The following is a 24,174-nucleotide window of genomic DNA, read 5'->3' on the forward strand; positions in this document are numbered from 1 at the left end:
AAAAGCCGCCCCGGCGTCCCGGAGCGGCTTCAACTTCGGTTCTAAGCGGTGAAGCTTAGAACGCGGCCTTCAGGCTGACGGCCACGCGGCTGCCGTAGATCTTGCCGTAGCCGTGTTCGTCGGTGTCGTGATAGCGCACGTCGATCGTGGCGTTCTCGCCGAGCAGGAAGCCGACGCCGACGTTCCAGGTGTTGTAGTCGCCGTAGTTCTTGATTTCCTGGTGGCCGACAGCGCCCGACAGGGTGAACTTCTCGGCGATCGGGATGGCGGCGTTGCCTTCGAAGTAGGTGGCGTCACCGCCCTTGCCTGGCCATTCCGGCGAGTAGTACACGGCGGCGCCCAGGGTGGCGCCGGCGACCGGGTGCGACACGGCGGCCTTCACTTCGGTGTAGCTGTTGGCGCCCGGCGCGCCGTTCTTGTCCTTGCGATAGCCGTAGTACAGCACGCCGAAGTCGAACGAGGTGTCGCCCACGGTCGGCTTCACGCCGGCATAGAGGTCGACTTCGACCTTCGGGTCCGGCACGCCGAAGTCGACGTTCGAGGCCCAGACGCCCGCGTAGAAGATGCCGTAGCCGGCGTCGACGCCGCCCGAGATGGCGGGATCTTCCTGGGTCTGGCTCACGCCGCGGAAGACGTAGTCGTTGGTGATGCCCAGGTTGAACGAGATGGTGGGCTTGGTGGCTTCTTCGGCCATCGCGGCGCCCGACAGCGCGACGGTGGCGACGGCCGAGGCCAGTGCGATCTTCATGGCATTCATAGTTCTATCCCCTTTTCTGTGTCGTTCTCCGGGCTGTGGACCCGGACCCCGACGCGCGCCTGCAAGCGCTTGCGTCCCCCAAGGATTAGTTGAGGGCGCGTCTTTTGTTGCAACCGAGGGACTCGAAGCGCCAGCAAGTTCGGCGCCTAACGCTCAAAGTTTGGGCGCAGTGTGACGCTTTTGCTTCAGAATGGACGTATGTAAGTCACAGCTGTCGAAGAAGCGAATGCGGCTTGTCTGTGCTTTTACCGCATTGAAAGACTTGCGCCGCCCAGGTGCAGACCTGCGTCAACCAGCAGAGTCTCGCCGGTGACATGGCGCGAGGCCGGGCTGGCCAGAAAAACGGCAGCCCCGGCGATGTCTTCGGCATTCGAAGCCGCCTTCAGTGGTGTCGCCGCCGCAGCGCCCGCCCGCAGCCGCTCCATCGAGTCGTCCGGCATGTCCTTGAACCACGGGGTGTCGATGAAGCCCGGGCAGATGGCGTTGACGCGGATGCGCGGGCCCAGCGACCGGGCCAGCGACAGGGTCATGGTCGTCATCGCGCCTTTCGAGGCGGCGTAGGGCACCGACGAGCCGATGCCCTGGACGGCGGCGATCGAGCTGGTGTTGACCACGGCGCCCGGCGACGGCGCGGCTTCGAGCAAGGCGCGGGCGGCGCGGACCATCTGGAAGGCGCCGACCACATTGACCGCGTAGAGCCGCAGGAAGTCGTCGGCGTTCACCGCGTCGAGGTCGCCGTGGTTGGGCGCGAACTTGGTCATGCCGGCGTTGTTGAACAGGGCGTCGATGCGGCCCGTCGGTTCGGCGGCCGCGACGATCTTCTTGCAGTCCTCGTCGACGGCGACGTCGCCCTGGACCAGGACGGCCTTGGACCCCTCGGCCTCGACCAGGCGGGCGGTCTCGGCGGCCTCGTCGGCGCTGCGGGCGTAGTTGACGACCACCAGGCCCGCGCCGCGCTTGGCGACCTCCACCGCGATCGCGCGGCCCAGGCCCGTGGAGGCGCCCGTGATCACCACCGTGAAGCCGTCGAAGTCCCGTCCCGACATGTCTCTCTCCCGAACAGATGTTTGCGACGTTGTAGCGAGGCGCGCGTGGCTTGTCTCCGGGGGCGGGGAGGCCTAAATCGCGGCGATGACCGATCTCAACGTCACCCAGCTGGGGCAAGTCGTCGACGCGCCCGCCAGCCCCGAAGCCGCCGTCCTCGAGCGCGTGCCCAATCCGCAGCATGACGTGCTGTACCTGGCCCGCTTCGTCGCGCCGGAGTTCACCTCGCTGTGCCCCGTCACCGGCCAGCCGGACTTCGCCCACCTCGTGATCGACTACGCCCCGGGCGAGTGGCTGATCGAGAGCAAGTCGCTGAAGCTCTACCTGACCAGCTTCCGCAACCACGGCTCGTTCCACGAGGACTGCACCGTCAAGGTCGCCCGCAAGATCGTCGAGATCGCCCAGCCCCGCTGGCTGCGCATCGGCGGCTACTGGTATCCGCGCGGGGGCATCCCGATCGACGTGTTCTGGCAGACCGGCCCGGCGCCGGAAGGCCTGTGGGTGCCCGACCAGGGCGTGGCCCCGTACCGCGGTCGCGGCTGATCCAGCGACCAAAGCCGACGGCGGCGCGTCCGATGCGGATGCGCCGCCCGTCGTTTGCGCTAGACTGCCGGCATGAACGACGCCGGCTCACGTTCTCACCTCTCTCGTCAGGCCGCGATCCTGACCCTGGGCGTCTGGGGTCTGGACACCCTGCTGTTCAGCCTGCCGTACCTGGCCGCCGGCAAGGCGCCGCCGACCGGCATGATCGCCAGCTTCCTGCTGTTCATGGTCGGCGGCCTGTTGCTGTCGGTGCTGGTCTACCGCCGCGCCGCCCGTACCGAACAGGACGCGCAGCCGGTGCGCTTCACCGCCCTGTTGCCGACCCTGCTGGCCGCCGCGTTCGCCATGGCGGTGTTCGACATGCTGGCGGGCGGCCAGGCGCGGCTCATCCTCGATAACGCCCATCCGACGCCCCGGCTGATCGCCAGCCGCTTCATCAGCCAGTTCATGGTCGCCGGCTGGATGTTCGCCCTCTTGGGCGCGCTCTATCTGATGATGATCGCCGTGCGGGTGACGCGTGAGCGCGAGGGCCAACTGGCCAACGCCCGCGCCCAGGCTTTGGCCGCTGAGGCCCAGGCCAGCGCCGCGCGGCTGGCGGCCTTGCGCTACCAGCTCAATCCGCATTTCCTGTTCAACACCCTGAACGCCGTCTCGTCGGCCGTGATCACCGGCCGCAATGACGAGGCCGAGTCGATGCTCGCGCGGCTGGCCGAGTTCCTGCGCCTGACCCTGGCCGCCGATCCCCAGGCGATCATCCCGTTGGAGGACGAGCTGGCCACCCTGCAGGCCTATCTGGAGATCGAGAGCGTCCGCTTCCGCGACCGGCTGGGCGTGGAGTTCTCGTGCCCGAACGAGTTGCGCGGCGCGCTGGTGCCCAGCTTCGTGCTGCAGCCGCTGATCGAGAACGCGGTCAAGCACGGCGTCGCCCCGACCAGCCGCCCGGTGACCATCCGTCTGGAAGCCTCGCGCGACGGCGATGATTTGGTGGTGATCGTCGAGGACGACGGCGAGGCGGTCGCTCATCCTGGCGGCATGGGTGTCGGGCTGACCAATGTCCGCCAGCGGCTGGAGGTGCTGTACGGCCCGCGCGGCGTGCTTCAGGCGGCGCCGCGTGAGCGCGGGTTCCTGGTGCTGCTGCGCATCCCGCTGAAACTGGAAACCCAGGCGAGGACGGCCTGATGCGGCTGAAGGTCCTGCTGGTCGACGACGAGCCCGCCGCCCTGGAGCGGCTGACGGCCCTGTTCGACCAGATCCCCGACACAGACCTGGTCGGCGTGGCCCGCAATGGCCGCGAGGCGGCGCAGGCCATCGCCGCGTTCACGCCCGACCTCGTCATGCTGGACATCCAGATGCCGGAGCTCAGCGGCTTGGCGCTGGCGTCCGAACTGCCGGCCGAGCACCGGCCCGAGATCGTCTTCGTCACCGCCTTCGAGGTCTACGCCGCCGACGCCTTCGCGGTGGAGGCCGCCGACTATCTGCTCAAGCCCGTACGTTTCGACCGCCTGCGTCAGGCCGTCGAGCGGGCCCGCCGCCGCCGCACCTTGCAGAAGGCCTTCGAACAGCACGAGGCCGCGCCGGTGCGCGAGACCGATCTCGACGGTATCTGGGTGACGACTCGCCACGGCCATGTCCGCGTGGCGGTGGCCGAGATCGACTGGATCGAGGCGGCCAAGGACTACGTCCTGCTCCACACCGCCACCCGCAGCCACATCCACCGCATCACCATGAGCGCCCTGGAGCAGGGGCTGGACCCGAACCGGATGATCCGGGTGCATCGTTCGGCGTTTGTCAGCCCGGACCGGGTGGAGGCGGTGAACCGGCTGGGGAAGGGGCTGATCGCGCTGGTGCTACGGGACGGCGTGGCCGTGCCGGTGGGGCCGACCTACGTGAAGGCGGTGCAGGCGAGGTTAGGGTTGGCGGTGGAGGCCTAGCCCTTCGCCAACCGCCGCCGGTTCGCCCGCACCTTCTTGCGCAGATGCGCCAGCGAGCCCGCCGCGATCGCCGGACCCGTCGCGCCCAGCTGGCCGGTCATGGCCAGCATTGGCAACGTCATCCCCGCCGCCATCTTCTCGCTGACCATCAGCTCGGCCTCGGCTTGCGCCGCAGCGCCGCCGGCGGCGAGTTTCATCATGCGCAGGCCGATGACGGTCGAGGCTTCCAGCCCTAGCGACCAGGAATCGAAGGCCAGGCTCGTCCAGGGGTCTTTACGCTTGGCCATGTCGTGTCCTCGTTGCCGTGATCAACGCGGCGAGCCTAGCTAGGGCTCCACTCGGTGGTGATGGCCGTCACGTCAGGGCGCACGCGTTCCTGCGGAGCTTCGGTCGAGGTGCCGAGATACAGATAGCCGGCCACCTGCTCGCCCTCGGCCAGGCCCAGGATCGCCGTGGCGCGCGGGTCGTAGCTGTACCAGTCGGTGATCCAGTTGGCGCCCCAGCCCAGGGCGGCGGCGGCCAGCAGCATCTGGTGGCAGACGGCCGAGGCGCTCTGGCGTTGCTCCCATTCGGGGATCTCCCCCGGGATGAAGCGCGAGATCACGGCGATGGCGATCGGCGGGCGGGTCAGCTTGCGGAGCGCGGCGTTGGCCTTGACCGGGTTGGCCTGGCTGTCGGCCAGCTTGGTGATCCGTTCGGCGAAGGCGTCCTTGGCCGCGCCCTTCAGGATCACGAAGCGCCAGGGGGCCAGCTTGCCGTGGTCGGGCACGCGGGCGGCGATGCGCAGCAGGTCGGCGATCTGGGCGTCGTCCGGGCCGGGAGCGGCCAGGCTCATGGCGCTGGCCGAGCGCCGCTTGGCCAGGAAGGCGACGACCTCGGGCGAGGCCTCGATCGGCAGCGTCTCGGCGAATTGCGGGGCGGGGGGAACGGAAGCGGCCAAGACGATCTCTCCGAAGCGATATAGACCGCACACCTATGGCCGCCCGCCGGTCGCCACAAGTCGCGAGCCCTCGCATGTCCGAAAAGCCCACCTGGCTGAAGCCGCATGGAAAGCCCTGGGGCGTCTCCTCCAGTCAAGTCGCCTATGACAATCCCTGGATCACCCTGACCGAGTACCAGGCTATCGCCCCGACGGGCCGGCCGGCGCTCTACGGCAAGGTCGGGTTCAAGAACCAGGCGATCGGCGTCGTGCCGCTGCACGCGGACGGCACGGTGACCCTGGTCGGCCAGAACCGCTTTTCCCTCGCCAATTACAGCTGGGAGCTGCCCGAGGGCGGCGCGCCGCATGGCGAGGACCCGCTGGACGGCGCCAAGCGCGAACTGGCCGAGGAGGTCGGGCTCCAGGCCGCCGACTGGCGTCAGATCCTGCGGATGGAGCTCTCCAACTCGGTCACCGACGAGATCGCCTACGGCTTCCTCGCCATGGACCTGACCCCCACCGACACGGCCCCGGACGAGACCGAGGACCTGGCCGTGGCTCGCGTGCCGTTCGGCGAGGCGCTGGACGCGGCGACCGCTGGCCACATGCCTGACGCAATTACGGTGGCGTTACTGCTCCGGACGCACCATATGGCGGTCCGAGGTGAACTGCCGGCCGCTCTGGCCGCGCTCATCCTCGCGTAACCGGCGTTCGTCGCGCCGGTGGAGCATTTTTTATCTAGATGCTCTATGAGAGTAGCCTGCTGGGAAGGGAGAGCCCGATGGCCAAGCCTCTGGAAGTCGTGACGCCTGAGACGGAAACCCCCGTCTGGGTGGCGCTGCGCAACCAGGCCGAACACGCGGCCAAGGACGAGCCGGCGCTGGCGTCGCTGCTGAACGCGGTGATCCTGAGTCACGACAATTTGGCCGACGCCCTGACCTTCCAGCTTGCCCGCAAGCTGGGCGACCAGGAGATGCGGGCGATGACGGCGCGCGAGTTCGCCGCCGACGCCTTCGAGAGCGATCCCAGCCTGGTCCTGGCCGCCGAGGCCGACCTCAAGGCCGTGTTCGAGCGCGATCCAGCCTGCAAGGGCTACGTCCAGCCGTTCCTGTTCTTCAAGGGCTTCCTGGCCCTGCAGACCCACCGCGTGTCGCATTGGCTGTGGAACGAGGGTCGCGAGACCCTGGCCTTCTACCTGCAGAGCCGGGCCAGCGAGATCTTCCAGGTCGACATCAACCCGGCCGCCAAGATCGGCAAGGGCGTCTTCATCGACCACGGCACCGGCATCGTCATCGGCGAGACCGCGGTGGTCGGCGACAACGTCTCGATGCTGCATGGCGTGACCCTGGGCGGCACCGGCGCCGAGCGCGGCGACCGCCACCCCAAGATCGGCAACGGCGTCCTGCTGGGCGCGGGGGCCAAGGTGCTGGGCAACATCACGATCGGCGACTACGCCAAGATCGCCTCGGGCTCGGTGGTGCTGCGCCCAGTGCCGGCCCACTGCACCGCGGCCGGCGTGCCTGCGCGCCTGGTCAACTGCCCGACCTGCGAGGAGCCGGCCCGGACCATGGACCACACCCTGGCCGAGACCGTCTATTCGTACGAGATCTAGGTGCGGGCGCTTCTTCGTAGTCTCGCCCTAGCGGCAGCGCTGCTCGTCAGCGCGCCGGTCTATGCCGCGACCGCGCCGGTCGGCGGCTACACCGTCGTGAAGGCCTATCCGCACGACACGACGGCCTTCACCGAGGGCCTGTTCTACCGCGACGGCTTCATCTTCGAGAGCACGGGCCTCAAGGGCCGGTCGTTCATCCGCAAGTGGAACCTGGAGACCGGCGTCTCCGAGCAGGAGCGCATCGTCGACAGCCGCTATTTCGGCGAGGGCATCGTCGACTGGAAGAACCGGCTCTACGAGCTGACCTGGACCGACGAGACCGGGATCATCTACGACATCGACAGCTTCGAGCGGATCGGCGAGTTCAGCTATCCGGGCGAGGGCTGGGCGCTGACCCGCGACGACAAGCGGATCATGATGAGCGACGGCACCTCGTTCATCCGCTTCCTCGATCCCGATACGCTGAAGGAGACCGGCCGTATCGAGGTCACCGACCACGGCGTGCCGGTGCGCAATCTCAACGAGCTGGAATGGGTCAAGGGCGAGCTGCTGGCCAATGTCTGGCAGACCACCCGCATCGCCCGCATCGACATCAAGACCGGCAATGTCGTCGGCTGGATCGAACTGGCGGGCCTGCTGAAGGAAGCCGGTGTCACCGGCACCCGGGACGACGTGCTGAACGGCATCGCCTATGACGCGGCCGGCGACCGTCTGTTCGTCACCGGCAAGCTGTGGCCCAAGCTGTTCGAAATAAAATTGCTTCCGGCGAAGTAGCTGGCGGAACCGCGTTCGGGGGCTGGCGTTTATCTCACGTCCGCCCCTCTACGCCCCCCCGACCTAGTGGGCGGACCTGGGCCCCGGCAGCGTAACGCGCCGGGGCCCAACCCTTATCTGGACCCCAGTTTTGCGGGTCAGCCTTGCTTGGCGCAGGCGACGAGGGCGGGCTTCTTCAGTGAGATTTGCTCGACATCCGACGACGGCTTGGCCGCCGTCACGCCGTAGATGACTGCGGCCCAGATCGCCATCAGGGCCAGGACCTGGGGGAGGGTGATGCGAGAGGGCGTGGCGGACATGCGCGCGACTATCCATCGGTTGCGCGGCCTCGAATAACGACTTATCGGTCGGCCTTCTGTGAGGTTTCTTCACATGGCCCGCCGCCAGCTTCCGTCCCTGAACGCCTTGCGCGCCTTCGAGGCGTTCGGCCGCCACGGCCGTATGACCCTGGCCGCCGACGAGCTGTGCGTGACCCATGGCGCGGTCAGCCGCCAGATCCGCCAGCTGGAAGAGCATCTGGGCGTCGCCCTGACCGAGGGGCCGCGCACGCGCCTCCGCATGACCGAGGCGGGCTTGAAGCTGGCCCAGGCCCTGTCGCCGGCCTTCGACCAGATCGAGGCGGCGGTGCCGCGTCCGGTCCAGATGGGCCCCAAGCCCCTGGTGATCTCGTGCCTGCCGACCTTCGCCATGAAGTGGTTGATCCCCCGCCTGCCGCGCTTCCAGGCCGCGCATCCGGAAATTCCGGTGCGGGTGGCCGAATCCAACGGGCCGTTCGACTTCAAGGCTGATGGCATCGATCTGGCCATCCGCATGCGCTCGCCCGACACGGTGGTGACCTACGACTCAGTGGTCACCCCGTTCATGGAGCACTTCCACGGGCCGGTGATGGCGCCGGAGCTGGCGGTCGCGGGCATGACCCTGGAGCAGGTCTGCGTCATGCCGCGCCTGCTGACCCGCACCTTCCTGGAAAGCTGGTCGGACTGGGCGCGCAATTTCGAGGTCACGGGCGACCTGCCGCCGCCGGTCAGCGAGCAGGAGTTCGACCACTATTTCTACATGATCGAGGCCGCCGCCGCCGGCCTGGGCGTCGCCATCGGCCCGTGGGCGTTCGTGCAGCGGGATCTGGCCAGCGGACGCCTCGTGGCGCCTCTCGGCTTCACCCCCGGCCGGGCCAAGATCGTGGCCGTCACGCCGCCCGACGGGGCCACCGACGAGGCCGTCCTCTTTCGCGACTGGCTGCTGGCCGAAGGAGCGTCCACACCTCATCCGCCGGAAGCGCTTGCGCCGCCCGTCCCGGACGCTAGTTTCGCCCCGATAACGCGCTCCCGGGCGCACAGCTAGAACAAGAGGCCCCCCGTGGACGCCAACGACATCGCCAAGCTCGAAAAGCACCTGAAGCGCACCTTCGGCAACCCGCACATCGCCGTGAAGCCGCGCCCGAAGCAAAAGGACTCGGCCGAAGTCGAAGTCGCCGGCGAATTCATCGGCGTCCTCTTCCAGGACGAAGACGAAGACGGCTCCTTCATGTTCGAAATGGCCATCCTGGCCGAAGACCTGGACTAGGCCTTTCTGATCGCCGCGCGCCTCAGGCCAGAGCTGGCTTGGGGACCGCGCGGCGGATCATCAGCGACGCCACGCCGGCCACCAGGCCCGCGAAGCCGGCGATGATGAAGGCCTCGACATATTGACCTTGCTGGGCGCGGATGATCCCCGCGCCGATCGCGGCCGTGGCCGCGCCGATCTGGTGGCCGGCGGCGATCCAGCCGAAGACGATGGGGCCGTCGCGCTCGCCGAAGGCCTGGGTGGCCAGGCGGACGGTCGGGGGCACGGTGGCGATCCAGTCCAGGCCGTAGAACACCGCGAACGCCGACAGGCTGACCACCGAGAAGTCCGAGAACGGCAGGTAGATCAGCGAGAGCCCGCGCAGCACGTAGTAGACGAAGAGCAGCTTGCGGCTGTCGTAGCGGTCGGTCAGCCAGCCCGACGCCGTCGTGCCGAAGAGATCGAACAATCCCATCAGCGCCAGCAGGCCGGCGGCCTTGACCTCGGGCATGCCCCGGTCGCCGCAGAAGGCGATCATGTGCACGCCGACCAGGCCGTTGGTGGTCAGGCCGCAGATGAAGAAGCCCAGGAACAGCAGCCAGAAGGTCCGGGTCTTGGCCGCGCGGCCCAGGGCCTGGAAGGCGTAGGCCAGCGCGTTGGCGCCGTTCAGCGGGGCGGGGGCTTCGTAGTCGTCCGGCGCGCCGTAGGGCTTGAGGCCCACGTCCGAGGGGCGCTCGGGGATCAGCAGCCAGACCAGCGGGGCCAGGACCAGGCAGACGATCGAGACGGTGACGACCACGGGCTTCCAGCCGCCGTGGTCGGCGATCAGGGCCATGCCGGGCAGGAAGATCAGCGAGCCGGTGGCCGTCGAGGCGGTCAGCAGGCCCAGCATCAGGCCGCGCCGGGCGACGAACCAGCGGTTCACCACCGTGGCCCCCAGCACCATGGCCACCGCGCCGCTGCCAAAGCCCGCCAACACGCCCCAGGTGGCGACGTACTGCCAGGTCTGGGTCATGAAGGCCGAAAGCCCCGTGGACACCGACATCAGCACCAGCGCCAGGGTCACGGTCTTGCGCAGGCCGAACGACTGCATCAGCGCCGCCGCGAAGGGGCCCGTGAGGCCGTAGAGGAAGATGCCGACGGCGGCGGCCAGCGAGATCGAACCGCGATCCCAGCCGAACGCCTTTTCCAGCGGCAGGATCAGCACGCCTGGGGCGGCCCGGAGGCCGGCGGCCGCCAGCAGGGCGAAGAAGATCGCGCCGGCGACCACGAAGGCGTAGTTCTGGCCGAAGGGCCTCTTATGACGTGCAATGGGGCTTGCAGAAGGCATGTCGTCTCTCGATGTAACCGATCGGTACGGGCTTGAGTCAATGCATACGTACCGGTAAGTAATATCGTCAAGCGCTATGTCAGATCGAACCCCCGAAGAAATTCTCAAAGGACCCTACGGTCCCGCTCCACGCGCCGCCGAACGCATCTTCGACACGGCGCGTGAGCTGTTCTATCGCGAGGGTATCCGCGCGGTCGGGGTCGATGAGATCGTCACCAAGGCCGGCGTCACCAAACCCAGCCTCTACCGCAGTTACAAGTCCAAGGACGAACTGGTCGCGGCGGTGCTGCGCGAGGTCGAGGTGGGCTTCTGGGAACGGTTCGAGGCCGCCGAGGCGCTCTATCCGGACGATCCCAAGGCCCAGATGGTCGCCTATTTCCAGGTGCTGTCCGACCGCTCGGGCGGGGATGACTATCGCGGCTGCAACCTCTCCAACGCGGTGGTCGAGTATCCGGATCGCACCCATGCCGGCCGCATGGTCTCGCAGGTCCACAAGCAGGACCTGCGCGATCGTCTCCAGGCCAAGGCGGCGCAGATGGGCGCGTCCGATCCCAAGGCGCTGGGCGATGCGATGATGCTGCTGATCGAGGGCGTTTTCACCTCCAGCCAGATGTTCGATGGCGACGACAAGCCGGCCAAGGCCGTGGTCGGCGCGGTCAAGGCGTTGATCGCCGCCTATTGTCCCGCTTGAATGGCCGCATGACCGCTCACGTTCTCGACCGTCCCGCCATCTCCACTCTAACTGGCCGCCAGGGCCATCTGGCCGTCCGGCGCGGCGGCGCGATCCGGATGCATCCGGACTTCGGCCTGTTCGCCGGGACGCTCGACGACAGCCCGCAGAGCGCGGCGGACCTGGGCGCGCTGGTGCGCGAGATGGGGACCGTGGGCCTGGTCGAACTGACCACGCCGTCGGCGCCGCCGGGGACGCAGATCGTGTCCAGCGCTCTCTGCCTGCAGATGGTCGCCGAGACTGTCGCGCCGGCCTGGGACATGGCCTTCGACATGCTGCCGCTGGGCGACGCTGATGCTGCCGAGATGCTGGCTTTGGCGACCCTGACCAAGCCGGGTCCGTTCTTCTCGCGCACCCATCAGCTGGGCGACTTCATCGGCGTACGCGTCGGCGGCGAGTTGGTGGCCATGGCCGGCCAGCGGATGCGGCCCGACGGCTACACGGAGGCGAGCGGGGTCTGCGTCCATCCCGACCATCGCGGCAAGGGCTACGCCGCCCGCCTGCTGCGCGAGGTGACGGCCACGATCCTGGCAACGGGGGAGAAGGCGTTCCTGCACAGCTATGCGGACAACGCCACGGCGATCGGGCTGTATGAGTCGCTGGGCTATCGCGGGCGGCAGGACGTGATGTTCACGATCCTTGCGGCGGCATAACCCCAACACCGCTCATCCCCGCGAAAGCGGGGACCCAAGCTGGCTTTCGGGTTGTGGCGCGGCCGAGCCTCGCCTTCCGACTCAGCTTGGGTCCCCGCTTTCGCGGGGATGAGCGGATAGGGGGAGCGGCTTAGTAAGCCAGCCGGCCCTTCATCTCGCCGAACGGGATCATGACGTGCTCGCGGTAGGCGGGGCGGTCGCGTAGGCGCGCGTACCAAGCCTCGATGTTGGGCGTATGCGGCCGGTCGATCTCGAGTTCGTAGTAGCGGTAGAGGTGCGTGCCGGCCGGGATGTCGGCTAGGCTTGGCGCATCGCCGCCCAGGAACGGGCGATCGGCCAGCACCTTGTCGAGTAGTTGGAAGTGCCGAGCGCAGGCGACGAGGGCAGCCTCGATTGCGGGCTTGTTGTGCTGGGCTTCCGGCGTCCGGTACCAGCCCCAGAACACGCCGGTCAAAAACGCGGGCTGCAGCGACGTCTGGGCCCAGTCCATCCAGCCGTCGGCCTCGGCGCGCGCGGCCGGAGCCTCAGGCCACCAGGCCGGACCGCCGTACCGTGCGGCGAGATAGCGGAGGATAGCGTGGGATTCCCAGACGACCACGCCGTCGTCGTCGATCACCGGGATCCGGCCATGCGGGTTCATGGCCAGGAAATCGGGATCATCAAGCCCGCTGAAATCACCGCCGGCGGGAATGTGCTCGTGGGGAAGACCAAGCTCCCCCACGAGCCACAGCACCTTCTGGACGTTGAAGGAGGAGCGGCGGCCCCAGACCTTCAACGCCATGGTCTTACGCCTCGGCCGTCTTCTTGGCCGCGCCGCGCGCCCAGTTGTAGAGCGCGAAGACCACGATCGCCGCGGTGATCAGGGACAGGATCATGCCGATGTGCTCGGACGGCGCGAACGGCACGGCCAGGGGCTCGCCCTTCGCGGTGCCGACGATCAGGCCGGCCAGGGCGACGTTGAACAGGCTCTCGCCGACGATGAAGCCCGAGGCGACCAGCACGCCCAGGCGCTTGGCGGCCTCGCCGGTGGCGTCCTTGTCGACCAGCTTGTCGTAGGCCCAGCCCACTACGGCGCCGACCACCACGGGGGCGGTGACGGTGCTGGGCAGGTAGATGGCGAGACCCACGCCCAGGGCCGGCAGGCTGTAGCGGCCGGCCGAGACCTTGCGCAGCGTCTCGTCGATGGCGACCAGCGCCAGGCCGATCAGCGCGCCGATGCCCAGCAGGCTCCAGTTCAGGTCGCCGCCCAGCACGCCCTTGGCCAGGGTCGAGATCAGGGTGGCCTGAGGCGCGGCCAGCGGGTCGTTGGCGATGGCGTTCAGGTTCGGGGCGCCGGCGAAGCCGTTCGACAGGTTCAAGAGCTCCAGCACGAACGGGATGACCACGGCGCCGGAGATGACGCCGATGATCAGGCCGACCTGCTGCTTCCACGGGGTGGCGTCGACCAGCTGGCCGGTCTTGAGGTCCTGCAGGTTGTCGTTGGCGACCACGGCCACGGCCAGGACGACGGTGGTGACGTACAGGGCGAAGGCGACCAGCGCCTTGGTGACGTCCGGACCGATGAGGCCGCGGCCGACCGCGCCGACCATCAGCGAGGCGCCCAACACCGTCAAGATGGCGATGCCCGAGACCGGGCTGTTGGACGAGCCGATCAGGCCGGCCATGTAGCCGCAGACGGCGGCGGCCAGCAGGCCGGCGATCAGCACGTAGCCGATGCCGATGGCGACCAGCGGAACGGTCAGGTGGGCGATCGGGCCGCCGACCAGGAAGTGGGCCAGGAACCAGCCGGCCGGAGCCAGCAGCAGCAGCGAAACCAGGCCGACGATGGTGATCGGGATGTCCTGCTCGATGCGGGGCACGACACCGCCGGCCTTGCGGGCCTTACCGGCTTCGAGCGACGAGACCAGGCCGCTCCAGATCGGGGCGGCGAGCTTGCCGAGCGTCCAGATGGCCGCCGCGCCGATGACGCCGGCGCCCATGAAGCGGACCTCGGTCTTCCACACCGTCAGGGCGTGGGTGGCCGCGTCGGCGCCGGGGATCTGGTGGATGGTGGTCATGACCGGGACGAGCACGCCCCAGGCGATGGCGAGACCCGCGAACATGGCGATGCCGACGGTGATGCCCATCAGGTGGCCCGCGCCCATCAGGGCCAGCGAGCTGGAGGCGCCCAGGCCGGTCGCGCCGGCGCCGGCTTTGAAGTAGCCGGCCACTTCGGCGGCGAAGATCTTGGCGGCGGCCAGCGCGCCAAAGGCGGCCGAGGCCAGGGTGCCCAGGGCGACGGCGACCAGGCCGGCCTTGCCCTCGGCGGCGCCTTCACGCGAGCCGGTGCCGACCTTCAGCACCTCGGCGGCGGCGACGCCTTCCGGGTAGGGGAGGTTGGAGTTGGTGACCAGGGCCCGGCGCAGGGGGATGGTGTACATCACGCCCAGGATGCCGCCGACGGCGCAGGCGCCGAAGGTCGGCAGGAACGGGATGTGCGCCCACCAGCCGATCATCAGCAGGCCCGGCAGCACGAAGATCACCGACGACAGCGTGCCCGCCGCCGAGGCGATCGTCTGGACGATGTTGTTTTCCTGGATGGTGGCCGTCTTGAACGCCCGCAGCAGGGCCATCGAGATGACGGCGGCGGGGATCGAGGTGGCGAAGGTCAGGCCGACCTTGAGGCCCAGATAGACCTGGGCGGCGGTGAAGACGAGGGTGATGGCGACGCCCAGCAGGATCCCCCTAAGGGTCAATTCTGAGCGCGGCGCTTCTAGGTCGGCCATGAACGAGTCCGGGAAAAGTTAAGACGGCCGGACCTTGCACGTCCGACCGCCTGCAACTCAAGCTCGGAATTGTGGTCTTAAGGGCCCAAAGGCCCCCGTTCCGGATCGAAACGAGGGCCCCAGGGGATGGTTTGTCCTTGATGCGGGGCTAGAGGACCCCCAGCATCTCGGCGACCAGCGGGTGGCGGACGATGTCGCGGTCGGCCAGGCGGACGACGGCGATGTTGGAGACGGCCTCAAAGCGGTCGGCGACGTCGGCCAGGCCCGAGATGCCCGGCAGCAGGTCCGACTGGTTCGGGTCGCCGGTGACGACCATGGTCGAGCTCCAGCCCAGGCGCGTCAGCAGCATCTTCAGCTGCATGTAGGTGCAGTTCTGGGCTTCATCGATGACCACGAAGGCGTTGTTCAGGGTGCGGCCGCGCATGAAGCCGACCGGGGCGATCTCGATGGCGCCCTCGGCCATCAGGGCCCGCATGCGCTTGACCGACAGACGATCGGTCAGGGCGTCGTAGAGCGGGCGCAGATAGGGGGCCAGCTTGTCTTCCATGTCGCCCGGCAGGTAGCCGATCGACTCGCCGGCCTCGACGGCGGGGCGCGACAGCACGATGCGGCCGACGCGACCGGCCTCGAGCGCTTCCACGGCCTTGGAGATGGCGATGTAGGTCTTGCCGGTGCCTGCCGGACCCAGGGCCATGACCAGGTTCTTCTCGTCGATGGCTTCCATCAACTGCGCCTGGCCTGGCGATTTTGGTTTTATGGTTTTGAGATAGCTCTGATCCCGCTCTGGATTGTTTGGGGCGCCGTCGTGTCCCAACGGATTCCAGCTGTTCCCCCGCTCGCGAACATCGACCGGCAGGCGACGCACCTTGGCGTCATCACCATATTGTCCGGTTTCATACGCGCCTTCGCGCGCCATCCGCTTCAGGGCTCGCTTGGTCATCAAAGCCTCCATGAGGGCAATAAAAAAGGACGAGGCCAAAAGGCGTCGTCCTTGTCGGTGAGCTGGATGTAGGAGACGAAGTCGCGTGCGCGGCCGGACGGCTCGGGAGAGCTTCCCTCGTAGGGGCTTCCAGGAGACGGTGCTGTACGCCGGAACGCCAAGAGCGACACCTTCTTCGTCAGCGGGTGGGCCGATGGCGGTGGTCGCCCCCGACCCGTACGAGAAAGAATCATTCCCGCTTGAGGAATGTTCCCTCTCGAATCGCCTGACTACAATGGCGCATCATGGTTTCCAGGTCGTTAACCGGAAGATCGCGCCCAAGAAAACGAGGCATACGGATGACTGTCTATTCCCTGGGCGCCCTTGTGCCCACGCTTCCCGCACAGGACGAATACTGGATCGCGCCGACCGCCAGCGTGATGGGCAATGTGATTCTCAAGAAGAACGCCAGTATATGGTGGGGCTCGGTGGTGCGCGGGGATAACGATCCGATCACCATCGGCGAGAACAGCAATGTCCAGGACGGCTCGGTTCTCCACACTGATCTTGGTGTTCCCCTGACCATCGGCGCCAACGTGACCATCGGGCACATGGTGATGCTGCACGGCTGCACGATCGGCGACGGTTCGCTGATCGGCATCGGCGCGGTGGTGCTGAACGGCGCCAAGATCGGGAAGAACTGCCTGATCGGCGCCGGGGCGCTGATCACCGAAGGCAAGGAGATTCCCGACAACTCGATGGTCATGGGCGCGCCGGGCAAGGTGGTGCGCGAGGTCAGCGAGCACCACACCATGATCCTGCAAGGCTCGGCCCTGCACTATGTCGAGAACTGGAAGCGCTATGTGCGGGATTTGAAGGTGGTGGATTAACCTACGTTGTCATCCCGGGCGTAGCGCAGCGAAGACCCGGGACCGCAACAGGCTTTAAGCGCTTCCGGCGGTCCCGGCTCGGCGCGCTTCGCGCTTGGCCGGGATGACAGTTTTAAAGGCCAAGGGAGCGCCGCACGCTGCTTTGGGGGGATGCGGCGGCGCTCCGGCTTCCCGCGCAGGCCACGCGAGCGCGAGAAGAGCTCGCCACGCAAGAAGGCGTCCGCGTGGCAAGACGGTGCGGGCGACTGGAGCCCAATTTCGTCTTCAGGTAGTATATGGCACGGTTCGAGTTGAGTGTGAACGCACAACACTCGTTTTCCGTTTTTCGCATGACGTTGCGCGAACCTTGCGCGTCGGCGAAAGCCGGATCACTCTCTGGCTTAACAATGATAACCTTCCAGGGAGGGCGTCGGGGCCATGGCCAGCGAACGCTTTGATTACGTCGTCATCGGCGCGGGTTCGGCCGGCTGCGTGCTGGCCGCTCGGCTGACGGAAGATCCCAACATCAAGGTCCTGCTGCTGGAGGCCGGCGGCAAGAACAGCTCCATCCTGGTCAAGATGCCGGCCGGCGTCGGCCAGCTGATCAAGGACAAGGGCGAGCAGAACTGGGGCTTCTGGACCGAGGCCGAGCCGCATCTGGACAACCGCAAGCTCTGGTGGCCGCGCGGCAAGGGCCTGGGCGGCAGCTCGGCCATCAACGGCATGATCTATATCCGCGGCCACGCCCGCGACTACGACCAGTGGCGGCAGATGGGCCTGTCGGGCTGGTCGTACGAAGAGGTGCTGCCCTATTTCAAGCGCTCGGAGACCCACCACGCCGGCGGCGACGCCTATCATGGCGACAAGGGCCCGCTACACGTCTCGAAGGGCGAAAGCGACAGCCCGTTCTACGGCGCCCTGGTCGAGGCCGGCCGCCAGGCGGGGCACAAGACCACCAAGGACTTCAACGGGTATCAGCAGGAGGGCTTTGGGCCCTACGACCTGACCATCCGTAACGGCCAGCGCTGGAGCGCGGCCATGGCCTATCTGAACCAGGCCCTGGCGCGTCCGAACCTGACGGTCGTCACCGAGGCCCGCACCACGCGGATCATCGTCGAGAAGGGCCGCGCGGTCGGCGTCGACTACGTGGTCGGCAAGGCCGCCGAGAAGAAGACCGCCTATGCCGACGCCGAGGTGCTGCTCAGCGCCGGCGCGGTGCAGTCGCCGCATATCCTGCAGCTGTCGGGCATCGGCGCGCCGGACGACCTGAAGGCCCATGGCGTCGCGGTGGTCCACGAGTCCAAGGGCGTCGGCGCCAACCTCCAGGACCACCTGGACGTCTGCGTCTCGTGGACGGCCAAGAACCTCAAGACCGCCTATTCGGCCAACAAGGGCCTGAACAAGCTGGGCGTCGGCCTGGGCTACATGCTCTTCGGCAAGGGGCTGGGCCGGCAGCAGTTCCTGGAAAGCGGCGCGTTCCTGAAGTCGCGGCCGGACCTCGATCGTCCCGACCTGCAGATCCACGGCGTGCTGGCCATCATGCAGGACCACGGCAAGACCGTGGTCGAGAAGGACGGCTTCACCCTGCACGTCTGCCAGCTGCGTCCGGAAAGCCGGGGCAAGGTCGGCCTGCGCTCGGCCGATCCGTTCGACGATCCGACCATCCTGGCCAACTATCTGGCCACGGACGAAGACCGCCGCGCCATCCGCGAGGGCGTGCGCATCGCCCGCGACACCGTGGCCCAGGCCGCCTTCGACCCCTATCGCGACGCCGAATACGCCCCGGGCGCGGACGTGAAGACCGACGCCGACCTCGACGCCTGGATCCGCGCCAAGGCCGAGACCATCTACCACCCGGTCGGCACCTGCCGCATGGGCGTGGCCGGCGATCCGCTGGCGGTGGTCGATGACCAGCTGCGGGTGCAGGGTTTGGCCGGCCTGCGGGTCATCGACGCCTCGGTCATGCCGAACCTGATCGGCGGCAACACCAACGCCCCGACCATCATGATCGCCGAGCGAGCGGCGGACCTGCTGCTGGGCAAGGCCCCGCTGGCCGCGCTAGATGTTCCGGTGTTCGAGGACGGCCGCGCCGTGGCGGCCGAGTAGAGGAAGCCCCATGCGTCATCGTCCGCTCGGCCGCTCCGGCCTTTCGACCGCGCCGCTGGTGTTCGGCGGCAATGTGTTCGGTTGGACGGCGGACGAGGCGACCTCGCACCGCCTGCTGGACGCCTTCGTCGACGGCGGTTTCAACGCCGTCGACACGGCCGACGTCTATTCGGCCTGGGTCCCGGGCCACGAGGGCGGTGAGTCCGAAAGCGTGATCGGTCGCTGGCTGAAGGCGAGCGGCAAGCGCGACAAGGTGCTGATCCTGACCAAGGTGGCCATGTGGCCCAAGCAGTCGGGCCTGTCGGCCGCCAATATCGAGGCGGCGGTCGAGGGTTCGCTGAAGCGGCTGCAGACCGACTATATCGACCTCTACCAGTCGCACCGGGACGACGCCGACACCCCGCAGGACGAGACCCTGGAGGCCTTCGACCGCCTGGTGAAGGCCGGCAAGGTGCGGGCGATCGGCGCGTCCAACTTCTCGCCGGAGCGGCTGAAGTCCAGCCTGGATGCGTCCAAGGCCAAGGGCCTGGCGCGCTACGAAACCATCCAGCCGAAGTTCAATCTCTATGACCGGGGCGAGGTCGAAGGCGCTTTGGCGGAGCTGACCCAGGCCGAGGGCTTGGGGATCATCCCGTTCTACGGCCTCGCCGCCGGCTTCCTGAGCGGCAAGTACCGCACCGAGGCCGACTTCGAGGGCAAGGCGCGGGCGGCGACGATCCGGCGCGACTATTGGAACGACAAGGGCCGCGCGGCGCTGGCGGCGCTGGACGAGGCGGCTGAAGCCGTCGGCGCGTCCCAGGCCCAGGTCGCCCTGGCCTGGATCATGGCTCATCCGCTGATCACAGCGCCTTTGGCCAGCGCCACCTCGGTCGCGCAGCTGGACGAACTGATGGCCGCCGCCCGGCTGGAATTGCCGGGTGCGGTATGGATGAAACTGGATGCGGCTGGGCGTTAAGCGATCGCCCGCCCGTCCAGCGTCGCCAGCCGCAAACGCGGCATGTCCGCGTTTCCATCACCCAGCGGCTTGATCTCGCGCAGGCCCAGTTCGTAGGCCGGACGGCCCATCAACCGGGCCATCATGGCGATCGGCTGGTAGAGGCCCAGGAACCGGTCGGTCTCGCCCGACGCGCCTTGCAGCGGGGCGAACAGCACTTCCATGCCCACCGACGCCACGCCATGGGCGCGGATGTCGGCCGTGACCACCACCGGCGTGCGGCGTTTGCGCGCGACGTCCAGGGCGCTCTTCAGCTCCAGGCGATGGGCCAGAGCCCACAGGGACAAGGCGTCCTGGCCGCGCAGGTCGCGGGCGTGCAGCTCGCTGACGAAGCCGCCGGCCAGGCGGAACGGCAGCTTGCCGCCGTCGCGGCCCAGCACGAACACCTGCGGCAGCAGCTCCAGGAAATCGCCCGGATTGATGTCGGCGCGGCGCGGCAAGGCCGATTCACCTTTCTTGTCGCGCCAATAGTCTATCAATCGTTCCGTGCTTGGATGGAACATCGTCGTCCCCTGGCGGGTCACTCACGGCTGTTTTTCGGCCGCACGAGGCTTGCTGGGAGAACCGGGCCAAGGGCTCGACCGTCCCATTCTGGCGCAAGTCCAGGCGGAGCGGCGGCCCCGGCCCGATTCTTGCTTAACCAAAAGCGAGACGACCCGATGTGAAGGGAACCGCCGGATGAAGGCGCCGAAACTGAACCTGCGCGGCTTGCTGATCGGCCTGAGCGTCCTGCTCGGCGGCCTGACGATCGGCGGCATCGCCATGGCCTGCACCACCGGCTGCCCCGCGCCGCCGACCTGCTGCTCGCCGCCACCGGCTCCCCCGAAGCCCCCCGCGCCGCCGACCGGCTGCTGCGGCGGCGGTCACAATGTCAACATCCCCGGCGTCAATGTGAACATCGGCGCGACGGTGATCGTGAACGCCAATTCCAGCGCCACGGCGACGGCCAATTCGGGCGCGAGCTCTGGCGCCGGCGCCGGTTCGCTGGCCGGTTCGGCCGCGGGCGTCACCAACTATTACGGCGGCGGCGGTCACGGCGGCTACTATTCCGGCCCGATGGCCAGCGGCTACATCCAGGGCCTGAACGTCGAGGGCGGCGAAGCCCGTCGTCGCCAGTCCTATGAGGCCACCCGCACCAAGACCCGCCGCGTGATCATCCGCGCCGTCTGCCTGGACGACCGCGACATCCCGCACCCGGCTTCGCAGGTCACCCCTGACCGCGACATCGACGACGCCTATGACGGCGAGCTCTACCGCTGCATCGCCGGCTCGCGCATGCAGTACGTGATCGCCGACTATGCCGGCCAGATCGACATCTCGACCGGCGGCGCCGGCCAGACCTTCATCTGCCAGAAGAACGAGTCGCTCTATCACACGCCCGGCCTGGCCGGCGGTCCCGCCGGTGGTCAGGGCAGCATCTCGTGCCGTCCGCAACGCCCGGCCCGCGACTGCAACGAGCGCTCGCTGCTGCGCCGCTTCGGCGCCGGCGTGAAGATCCTGACGATCATCACCACCGAGACCTACACCGCCTACCGCGAGGAGACGGTGCAGGAACGCCAGACCCTGAGCACCAGCTTCAGCCTGGATGGCGGCGTCGGCGGGGTCGTGTACTAGGCCGCTTCAACAGGCCCGGAATTGAAAAGGCCCCGGTTTTCACCGGGGCCTTTTTGCTATTTCGCCGCTTCCGGTTTCACCAGCAGCAGCCACGACTGGTCGTCGCCGAGATAGGTCTTGGCGGCCTTCTGGACGTCTTCCGGGGTGACGTGGGCCAGGCCCGCCAGCACCGAGCGGGTGGCGTCCAGCAGGCGCGGGTCCTCCTGCGCGCCTGACAGCGCGCCCAGCCAGTATTCGTTGGTCACGCGGGCTTTCTCGATCTGGTCGATGCGCGGCTTCTTGGCCCGCTCCAGCTCGTCGGCGCTGACCGGCTTGTCGCGCAGGTCGGCGGCGATCTTGCGGATCGAGGCGACCACGCCGTCCAGCTTCTCGGGCGGCACCTCCAGGCTGACGCCCAGATAGCCCCAGTTCCTGAAGGTGACGCTGGCCGTCGACGAGGCGTTGGGCGAGTAGGTCGCGCCCTGCTTCTCGCGCAGCTCGTCGATCAGGCGCAGCTGCACGACCTGGCCCAGGATCGAGACGTCGCGCGAGCGCTGCAGGTTCGAGAACAGGTCGTCCGTACGCCAGACCATGAACAGGGCCGCCTGGTCGGCGCGGCCCTTGTGGGTGCGTAGAACCGGCTGGGCCGACGGGGCCGGGAACGGGGCCTTGTCGGCGCCCGGCAGCGGCGGCTCGCCCGGACGCTTGGGCAGGGCGCCGAAGGTGTCGGCGACGGCGGTGATGGCCTTGTCGACCGTGGTGTCGCCAACGATGACGATCTCCAGGTCGCCCTGGGCCAGCGGATTGGCGACGGTGGCCTTCAGCTGGTCCAGCGACGCGCCGGCGATCTGTTCGCGCGTCGGGAAGGTCCAGCGCTGGTCGCCGCCGTGCATCAGCCCGCCCAGGTCGCGACCGAGGACGCCGCCGGTCGTGCTCTCCAGCTGGTCGTGATAGGTGGCGTAGCTGGTCTTGACCCGGTTGAAGGCCTCCGGACGCCAGCCGGGTTCGGTGGCGTAGGCGGCCAGCACCTGCAGCTCGGTCGAGAGGTCCTCGGGACGCGTGCGGCCGCTCAGCGAGAAGGCGTCGTCCTCGACGCCCAGGCTGGCGTTCCAGATCTTGCCGTTCAGCACGCGTTCCATGTCCGAGGCGCTGATCTGCTTGAGGCCGCCCTCGACGAAGGCGCTGGCCGACCACAGGGCGCTCTGCCTGTCGGAGGGCATGTCCAGCAGGCCGTGGCCGGTGCGGACCTTCACCACGATCTGGTCGTCGCGGAACTTGGTCGGCTTCACCGTCAGGCGCACGCCGTTCTCGAAGCGCACGAAGACGGCGTCCAGATCGGTGACGTCCTTCTGCTCGGCGACCTTGCCGGTCGGGCCGAAGCTGGAATAGGGCCACAGGGTGGCGCCGGGCGCGGCCGGCGGCGTGATCGGCTGGCTCTTCAGTTCGTCATAGGCCTTGAGGATCGCCGGCTCGCCGCCCTCGATATTGCTGGGCGCGGCGATGACGATCAGCGGGCCCGAGCCGGCGAAGGCGCTTTTCAGCACCGAATTGACCCGCTCGGCGGTCAGGCCTTTCACCAGCTCGTCGAAGAAGGCCAGGTTCTGGCTGGGCGAGGTGATGACCTCGGCGTCGCCCAGGGTGTTGACCAACTGATTGGCCAGGGCGGGCGTGCGCTGGGTGGCCTCGCCGGCCGCGGCGGCGACCAGGCCGGCGCGCAGGCCGGCGATCTCGCGATCCAGCTCGTCCTGGCGCACGCCGTACTGCACGGCGCGGCGCTGCTCGACGTCCAGCGCGGCCATGGCCTCGCGCCAGTTGTTCGGCTGGGCGGTGGCGCCGAAGGTGGTGATCCGCACCGCGCCGTACTGGTCGCCCTTGAAGGCGCCGCCGGCGATGAACGGCGGTTCGGCCGAGCGGCCGATGGCCTGCATCCGGCGATTGATCACCGCGAAGGCCAGGTTCTCGATCATGTCGCGCTCGTCGACCGCCTTGGTCTCGACCAGGCCGTCGGGCTTGCGCATCCACGACATCTGCACCGACCAGGGCGCGCCGGTCTCGACCAGCAGCTTGGCGGTCGGGCCGCGCTTGGCCACCGGGCCGATGTCGGGGTTCTTGCCGGGCTGGCCCTTGCCGACCCAGTCGCCGAACTTGGCCTTGATCTTGGCGTCCATGGCGTCGACGTCGAAGTCGCCGACCGCCACCAGCACCGCCCGCTCAGGACGATAATAGGCCTCGTAGAAGTCGCGGATGCGCTGGGCGGGCGCGGTCTTGAGGATGTCGGTCTTGCCGATCGGGATGCGCTTGGGCGGCAGCTGGCCTTCCATCTGCGCCGACAGGCTGGCGATGGCGACGCGATAGCCGGGGGTGTCGCGGGTGCGTTGCTCCGACAGCACCACGCCGCGCTCGCGATCGACGGCGTCCTGGGCGATGGTCAGCTCGCCGGCCGCCTCACGCAGCAGCATCAGCGAGGTATCGACCGTGTCGTCGTCGGCCTTGGGCAGGTCCAGCTGGTAGGCGGTCTCGTCGAAGCTGGTCTGGGCGTTGGTGTCGGCCCCGAAGGCCAGGCCGTGGCGCTCCAGGATCTTGACCATCTCGCCCTCGGGCACGTTCTTGGAGCCGTTGAAGGCCATGTGCTCCAGGAAGTGGGCCAGGCCCTGCTGGTCGTCGGCCTCCATCATCGAACCGGCGTCGAACCACATGCGCAAGGATGCCTGGCCGGGCGGGGTGGCGTTCTTGCGGATGGCGTAGCGCATGCCGTTGGGCAGCACACCGAAGCGCCACGACGGATCGGGCGCGACGTCGGAAATCTCCTGCGCCCACTGGCCGGGCTTCAGGTCGGTGATCTTCGGGCCGGAGAGGGCCGGGGCCTCGGGGATCTTCGGCGCGGGCGCCGCGGCGGCCGGCTTGTCGCTGTCACCCTTCTTCATGAAGGGGATGGAGGGCTTGGGAAGGTGCGAGCAAGCAGCGACCGAAAGGCCGGCGGCGGCGACGAGCGCCAAGCGCGAAGCGCTGATCATCGAGAATCCAGGGCAGGAGTAGACAAGGCGCGCACCTTGGCCGTCAGGCATGGCGCACGCAAGGCGCGCGAGCGACCGG

23 protein-coding genes and 2 pseudogenes are annotated in these 24,174 nt (G+C 68.1%); 14 read left to right on the forward strand and 11 right to left on the reverse strand.

Going from position 1 to position 24,174, the window contains the following annotated elements:
• Positions 1-55 precede the first annotated feature (55 nt).
• Both AC07NI_RS24465 and AC07NI_RS24470 read right to left on the reverse strand, forming a co-directional pair.
• Positions 56-757, reverse strand: a complete 702-nt coding sequence (locus AC07NI_RS24465) for a TorF family putative porin (RefSeq protein WP_494623986.1) — start codon at positions 755-757, stop codon at positions 56-58.
• 245 nt (positions 758-1,002) lie between these two features.
• Positions 1,003-1,820: pseudogene (locus AC07NI_RS24470) on the reverse strand (SDR family NAD(P)-dependent oxidoreductase).
• A 68-nt stretch (positions 1,821-1,888) separates the two neighbouring features.
• On the opposite strand from AC07NI_RS24470, the gene queF reads away from it, so the two are divergent.
• The 3 genes from queF (at position 1,889) to AC07NI_RS24485 (ending at position 4,275) form a co-directional block, all read left to right on the forward strand.
• Positions 1,889-2,344, forward strand: coding sequence for a preQ(1) synthase (gene queF / locus AC07NI_RS24475; RefSeq protein ID WP_494623988.1), 456 nt, complete (start codon positions 1,889-1,891; stop codon positions 2,342-2,344).
• Between the two features lie 72 nt (positions 2,345-2,416).
• Positions 2,417-3,523, forward strand: coding sequence for a sensor histidine kinase (locus tag AC07NI_RS24480; RefSeq protein ID WP_494623990.1), 1,107 nt, complete (start codon positions 2,417-2,419; stop codon positions 3,521-3,523).
• A complete protein-coding gene (locus AC07NI_RS24485) occupies positions 3,523-4,275 on the forward strand; it encodes a LytR/AlgR family response regulator transcription factor (protein ID WP_494623992.1) in 753 nt (250 codons plus the stop codon). Before AC07NI_RS24480 ends, AC07NI_RS24485 begins: the two co-directional genes overlap by 1 nt.
• Here AC07NI_RS24485 and AC07NI_RS24490 read toward each other — a convergent pair.
• Both AC07NI_RS24490 and AC07NI_RS24495 read right to left on the reverse strand, forming a co-directional pair.
• A complete protein-coding gene (locus AC07NI_RS24490; RefSeq protein WP_494623994.1) occupies positions 4,272-4,562 on the reverse strand; it encodes a hypothetical protein in 291 nt (96 codons plus the stop codon). The genes AC07NI_RS24485 and AC07NI_RS24490 overlap by 4 nt on opposite strands.
• A 35-nt stretch (positions 4,563-4,597) precedes the next feature.
• Positions 4,598-5,215: a nitroreductase family protein gene (locus AC07NI_RS24495; protein ID WP_494623996.1), complete on the reverse strand. Its 618-nt coding sequence runs from the start codon at positions 5,213-5,215 to the stop codon at positions 4,598-4,600.
• A 4-nt stretch (positions 5,216-5,219) separates the two neighbouring features.
• Between AC07NI_RS24495 and AC07NI_RS24500 the strand changes: the two are divergent.
• From AC07NI_RS24500 to AC07NI_RS24510, 3 genes and pseudogenes are all read left to right on the forward strand, one after another.
• Positions 5,220-5,898, forward strand: a pseudogene (locus AC07NI_RS24500) (NUDIX domain-containing protein).
• 77 nt (positions 5,899-5,975) lie between these two features.
• Positions 5,976-6,806, forward strand: a complete 831-nt coding sequence (gene cysE, locus AC07NI_RS24505; RefSeq protein ID WP_494623998.1) for a serine O-acetyltransferase — start codon at positions 5,976-5,978, stop codon at positions 6,804-6,806.
• The gene (locus AC07NI_RS24510; protein WP_494624000.1) at positions 6,807-7,580 is read left to right on the forward strand and encodes a glutaminyl-peptide cyclotransferase; all 774 of its coding nucleotides are present in this window, start codon (positions 6,807-6,809) and stop codon (positions 7,578-7,580) included. It abuts the gene before it with no gap.
• A 137-nt stretch (positions 7,581-7,717) separates the two neighbouring features.
• Here AC07NI_RS24510 and AC07NI_RS24515 read toward each other — a convergent pair whose 3' ends face one another.
• Positions 7,718-7,879: a hypothetical protein gene (locus AC07NI_RS24515; RefSeq protein ID WP_494624002.1), complete on the reverse strand. Its 162-nt coding sequence runs from the start codon at positions 7,877-7,879 to the stop codon at positions 7,718-7,720.
• Positions 7,880-7,952: 73 nt separating this feature from the next.
• Here AC07NI_RS24515 and AC07NI_RS24520 point away from each other — a divergent pair, with 73 nt between their 5' ends.
• Together AC07NI_RS24520 and AC07NI_RS24525 are read left to right on the forward strand one after the other, a co-directional pair.
• Positions 7,953-8,921 carry a LysR substrate-binding domain-containing protein gene (locus AC07NI_RS24520; protein ID WP_494624004.1) on the forward strand — a complete coding sequence of 323 codons (969 nt, stop codon included), beginning with the start codon at positions 7,953-7,955 and terminating at the stop codon, positions 8,919-8,921.
• A gap of 15 nt (positions 8,922-8,936) precedes the next feature.
• Positions 8,937-9,143: a DUF3126 family protein gene (locus tag AC07NI_RS24525; protein ID WP_099576144.1), complete on the forward strand. Its 207-nt coding sequence runs from the start codon at positions 8,937-8,939 to the stop codon at positions 9,141-9,143.
• Positions 9,144-9,165: 22 nt separating this feature from the next.
• Here AC07NI_RS24525 and AC07NI_RS24530 read toward each other — a convergent pair whose 3' ends face one another.
• Positions 9,166-10,452: an MFS transporter gene (locus AC07NI_RS24530; RefSeq protein WP_494624006.1), complete on the reverse strand. Its 1,287-nt coding sequence runs from the start codon at positions 10,450-10,452 to the stop codon at positions 9,166-9,168.
• A 76-nt stretch (positions 10,453-10,528) separates the two neighbouring features.
• Between AC07NI_RS24530 and AC07NI_RS24535 the strand changes: the two genes are divergently transcribed.
• Together AC07NI_RS24535 and AC07NI_RS24540 are read left to right on the forward strand one after the other, a co-directional pair.
• Positions 10,529-11,143 carry a TetR/AcrR family transcriptional regulator gene (locus AC07NI_RS24535; protein ID WP_494624008.1) on the forward strand — a complete coding sequence of 205 codons (615 nt, stop codon included), beginning with the start codon at positions 10,529-10,531 and terminating at the stop codon, positions 11,141-11,143.
• A gap of 8 nt (positions 11,144-11,151) precedes the next feature.
• On the forward strand, positions 11,152-11,835 hold the full coding sequence (locus AC07NI_RS24540) for a GNAT family N-acetyltransferase (RefSeq protein WP_494624010.1): 684 nt from the start codon (positions 11,152-11,154) through the stop codon (positions 11,833-11,835).
• A 130-nt stretch (positions 11,836-11,965) separates the two neighbouring features.
• Here the strand turns inward: AC07NI_RS24540 and AC07NI_RS24545 are convergent, their stop codons facing one another.
• From AC07NI_RS24545 to AC07NI_RS24555, 3 genes are all read right to left on the reverse strand, one after another.
• A complete protein-coding gene (locus AC07NI_RS24545; protein ID WP_494624012.1) occupies positions 11,966-12,616 on the reverse strand; it encodes a glutathione S-transferase family protein in 651 nt (216 codons plus the stop codon).
• Between the two features lie 4 nt (positions 12,617-12,620).
• A complete protein-coding gene (locus tag AC07NI_RS24550; RefSeq protein WP_494624014.1) occupies positions 12,621-14,600 on the reverse strand; it encodes an OPT family oligopeptide transporter in 1,980 nt (659 codons plus the stop codon).
• Between the two features lie 148 nt (positions 14,601-14,748).
• Positions 14,749-15,552, reverse strand: coding sequence for a PhoH family protein (locus AC07NI_RS24555; protein ID WP_494624016.1), 804 nt, complete (start codon positions 15,550-15,552; stop codon positions 14,749-14,751).
• 326 nt (positions 15,553-15,878) lie between these two features.
• On the opposite strand from AC07NI_RS24555, the gene AC07NI_RS24560 reads away from it, so the two are divergent.
• The 3 genes from AC07NI_RS24560 to AC07NI_RS24570 all read left to right on the forward strand — a co-directional run bounded on the left by AC07NI_RS24560 (position 15,879) and on the right by AC07NI_RS24570 (position 19,449).
• On the forward strand, positions 15,879-16,409 hold the full coding sequence (locus AC07NI_RS24560; protein WP_494624018.1) for a gamma carbonic anhydrase family protein: 531 nt from the start codon (positions 15,879-15,881) through the stop codon (positions 16,407-16,409).
• A 417-nt stretch (positions 16,410-16,826) separates the two neighbouring features.
• Positions 16,827-18,494, forward strand: coding sequence for a choline dehydrogenase (locus AC07NI_RS24565; protein ID WP_494624020.1), 1,668 nt, complete (start codon positions 16,827-16,829; stop codon positions 18,492-18,494).
• A 10-nt stretch (positions 18,495-18,504) separates the two neighbouring features.
• A complete protein-coding gene (locus tag AC07NI_RS24570) occupies positions 18,505-19,449 on the forward strand; it encodes an aldo/keto reductase (RefSeq protein WP_494624021.1) in 945 nt (314 codons plus the stop codon).
• Here AC07NI_RS24570 and AC07NI_RS24575 read toward each other — a convergent pair.
• Entirely contained in the window at positions 19,446-19,991 is a 546-nt protein-coding gene (locus tag AC07NI_RS24575) for a PAS domain-containing protein (RefSeq protein ID WP_494624023.1), read from the reverse strand. The genes AC07NI_RS24570 and AC07NI_RS24575 overlap by 4 nt on opposite strands.
• Positions 19,992-20,166: 175 nt before the next feature.
• Here AC07NI_RS24575 and AC07NI_RS24580 point away from each other — a divergent pair, with 175 nt between their 5' ends.
• Entirely contained in the window at positions 20,167-21,102 is a 936-nt protein-coding gene (locus AC07NI_RS24580) for a hypothetical protein (RefSeq protein ID WP_494624025.1), read from the forward strand.
• 56 nt (positions 21,103-21,158) lie between these two features.
• On the opposite strand, the gene AC07NI_RS24585 is transcribed toward AC07NI_RS24580, so the two are convergent.
• On the reverse strand, positions 21,159-24,095 hold the full coding sequence (locus AC07NI_RS24585; protein ID WP_494624027.1) for a M16 family metallopeptidase: 2,937 nt from the start codon (positions 24,093-24,095) through the stop codon (positions 21,159-21,161).
• Between the last annotated feature and the right edge of the window lie 79 nt (positions 24,096-24,174).

It is taken from the genome of Caulobacter sp. GW821-FHT10E02, from assembly GCF_059415225.1.

Bases quoted from the DNA above. Each gene is read 5' to 3' on its own strand.
- AC07NI_RS24465 (WP_494623986.1), bottom strand. From the start codon at position 757: ATGAATGCCATGAAGATCGCACTGGCCTCGGCCGTCGCCACCGTCGCG.
- queF (WP_494623988.1), top strand. From the start codon at position 1,889: ATGACCGATCTCAACGTCACCCAGCTGGGGCAAGTCGTCGACGCGCCC.
- AC07NI_RS24480 (WP_494623990.1), top strand. From the start codon at position 2,417: ATGAACGACGCCGGCTCACGTTCTCACCTCTCTCGTCAGGCCGCGATC.
- AC07NI_RS24485 (WP_494623992.1), top strand. From the start codon at position 3,523: ATGCGGCTGAAGGTCCTGCTGGTCGACGACGAGCCCGCCGCCCTGGAG.
- AC07NI_RS24490 (WP_494623994.1), bottom strand. From the start codon at position 4,562: ATGGCCAAGCGTAAAGACCCCTGGACGAGCCTGGCCTTCGATTCCTGG.
- cysE (WP_494623998.1), top strand. From the start codon at position 5,976: ATGGCCAAGCCTCTGGAAGTCGTGACGCCTGAGACGGAAACCCCCGTC.
- AC07NI_RS24515 (WP_494624002.1), bottom strand. From the start codon at position 7,879: ATGTCCGCCACGCCCTCTCGCATCACCCTCCCCCAGGTCCTGGCCCTG.
- AC07NI_RS24520 (WP_494624004.1), top strand. From the start codon at position 7,953: ATGGCCCGCCGCCAGCTTCCGTCCCTGAACGCCTTGCGCGCCTTCGAG.
- AC07NI_RS24530 (WP_494624006.1), bottom strand. From the start codon at position 10,452: ATGCCTTCTGCAAGCCCCATTGCACGTCATAAGAGGCCCTTCGGCCAG.
- AC07NI_RS24535 (WP_494624008.1), top strand. From the start codon at position 10,529: ATGTCAGATCGAACCCCCGAAGAAATTCTCAAAGGACCCTACGGTCCC.
- AC07NI_RS24540 (WP_494624010.1), top strand. From the start codon at position 11,152: ATGACCGCTCACGTTCTCGACCGTCCCGCCATCTCCACTCTAACTGGC.
- AC07NI_RS24545 (WP_494624012.1), bottom strand. From the start codon at position 12,616: ATGGCGTTGAAGGTCTGGGGCCGCCGCTCCTCCTTCAACGTCCAGAAG.
- AC07NI_RS24550 (WP_494624014.1), bottom strand. From the start codon at position 14,600: ATGGCCGACCTAGAAGCGCCGCGCTCAGAATTGACCCTTAGGGGGATC.
- AC07NI_RS24555 (WP_494624016.1), bottom strand. From the start codon at position 15,552: ATGGAGGCTTTGATGACCAAGCGAGCCCTGAAGCGGATGGCGCGCGAA.
- AC07NI_RS24560 (WP_494624018.1), top strand. From the start codon at position 15,879: ATGACTGTCTATTCCCTGGGCGCCCTTGTGCCCACGCTTCCCGCACAG.
- AC07NI_RS24565 (WP_494624020.1), top strand. From the start codon at position 16,827: ATGGCCAGCGAACGCTTTGATTACGTCGTCATCGGCGCGGGTTCGGCC.
- AC07NI_RS24570 (WP_494624021.1), top strand. From the start codon at position 18,505: ATGCGTCATCGTCCGCTCGGCCGCTCCGGCCTTTCGACCGCGCCGCTG.
- AC07NI_RS24575 (WP_494624023.1), bottom strand. From the start codon at position 19,991: ATGTTCCATCCAAGCACGGAACGATTGATAGACTATTGGCGCGACAAG.
- AC07NI_RS24580 (WP_494624025.1), top strand. From the start codon at position 20,167: ATGAAGGCGCCGAAACTGAACCTGCGCGGCTTGCTGATCGGCCTGAGC.
- AC07NI_RS24585 (WP_494624027.1), bottom strand. From the start codon at position 24,095: ATGATCAGCGCTTCGCGCTTGGCGCTCGTCGCCGCCGCCGGCCTTTCG.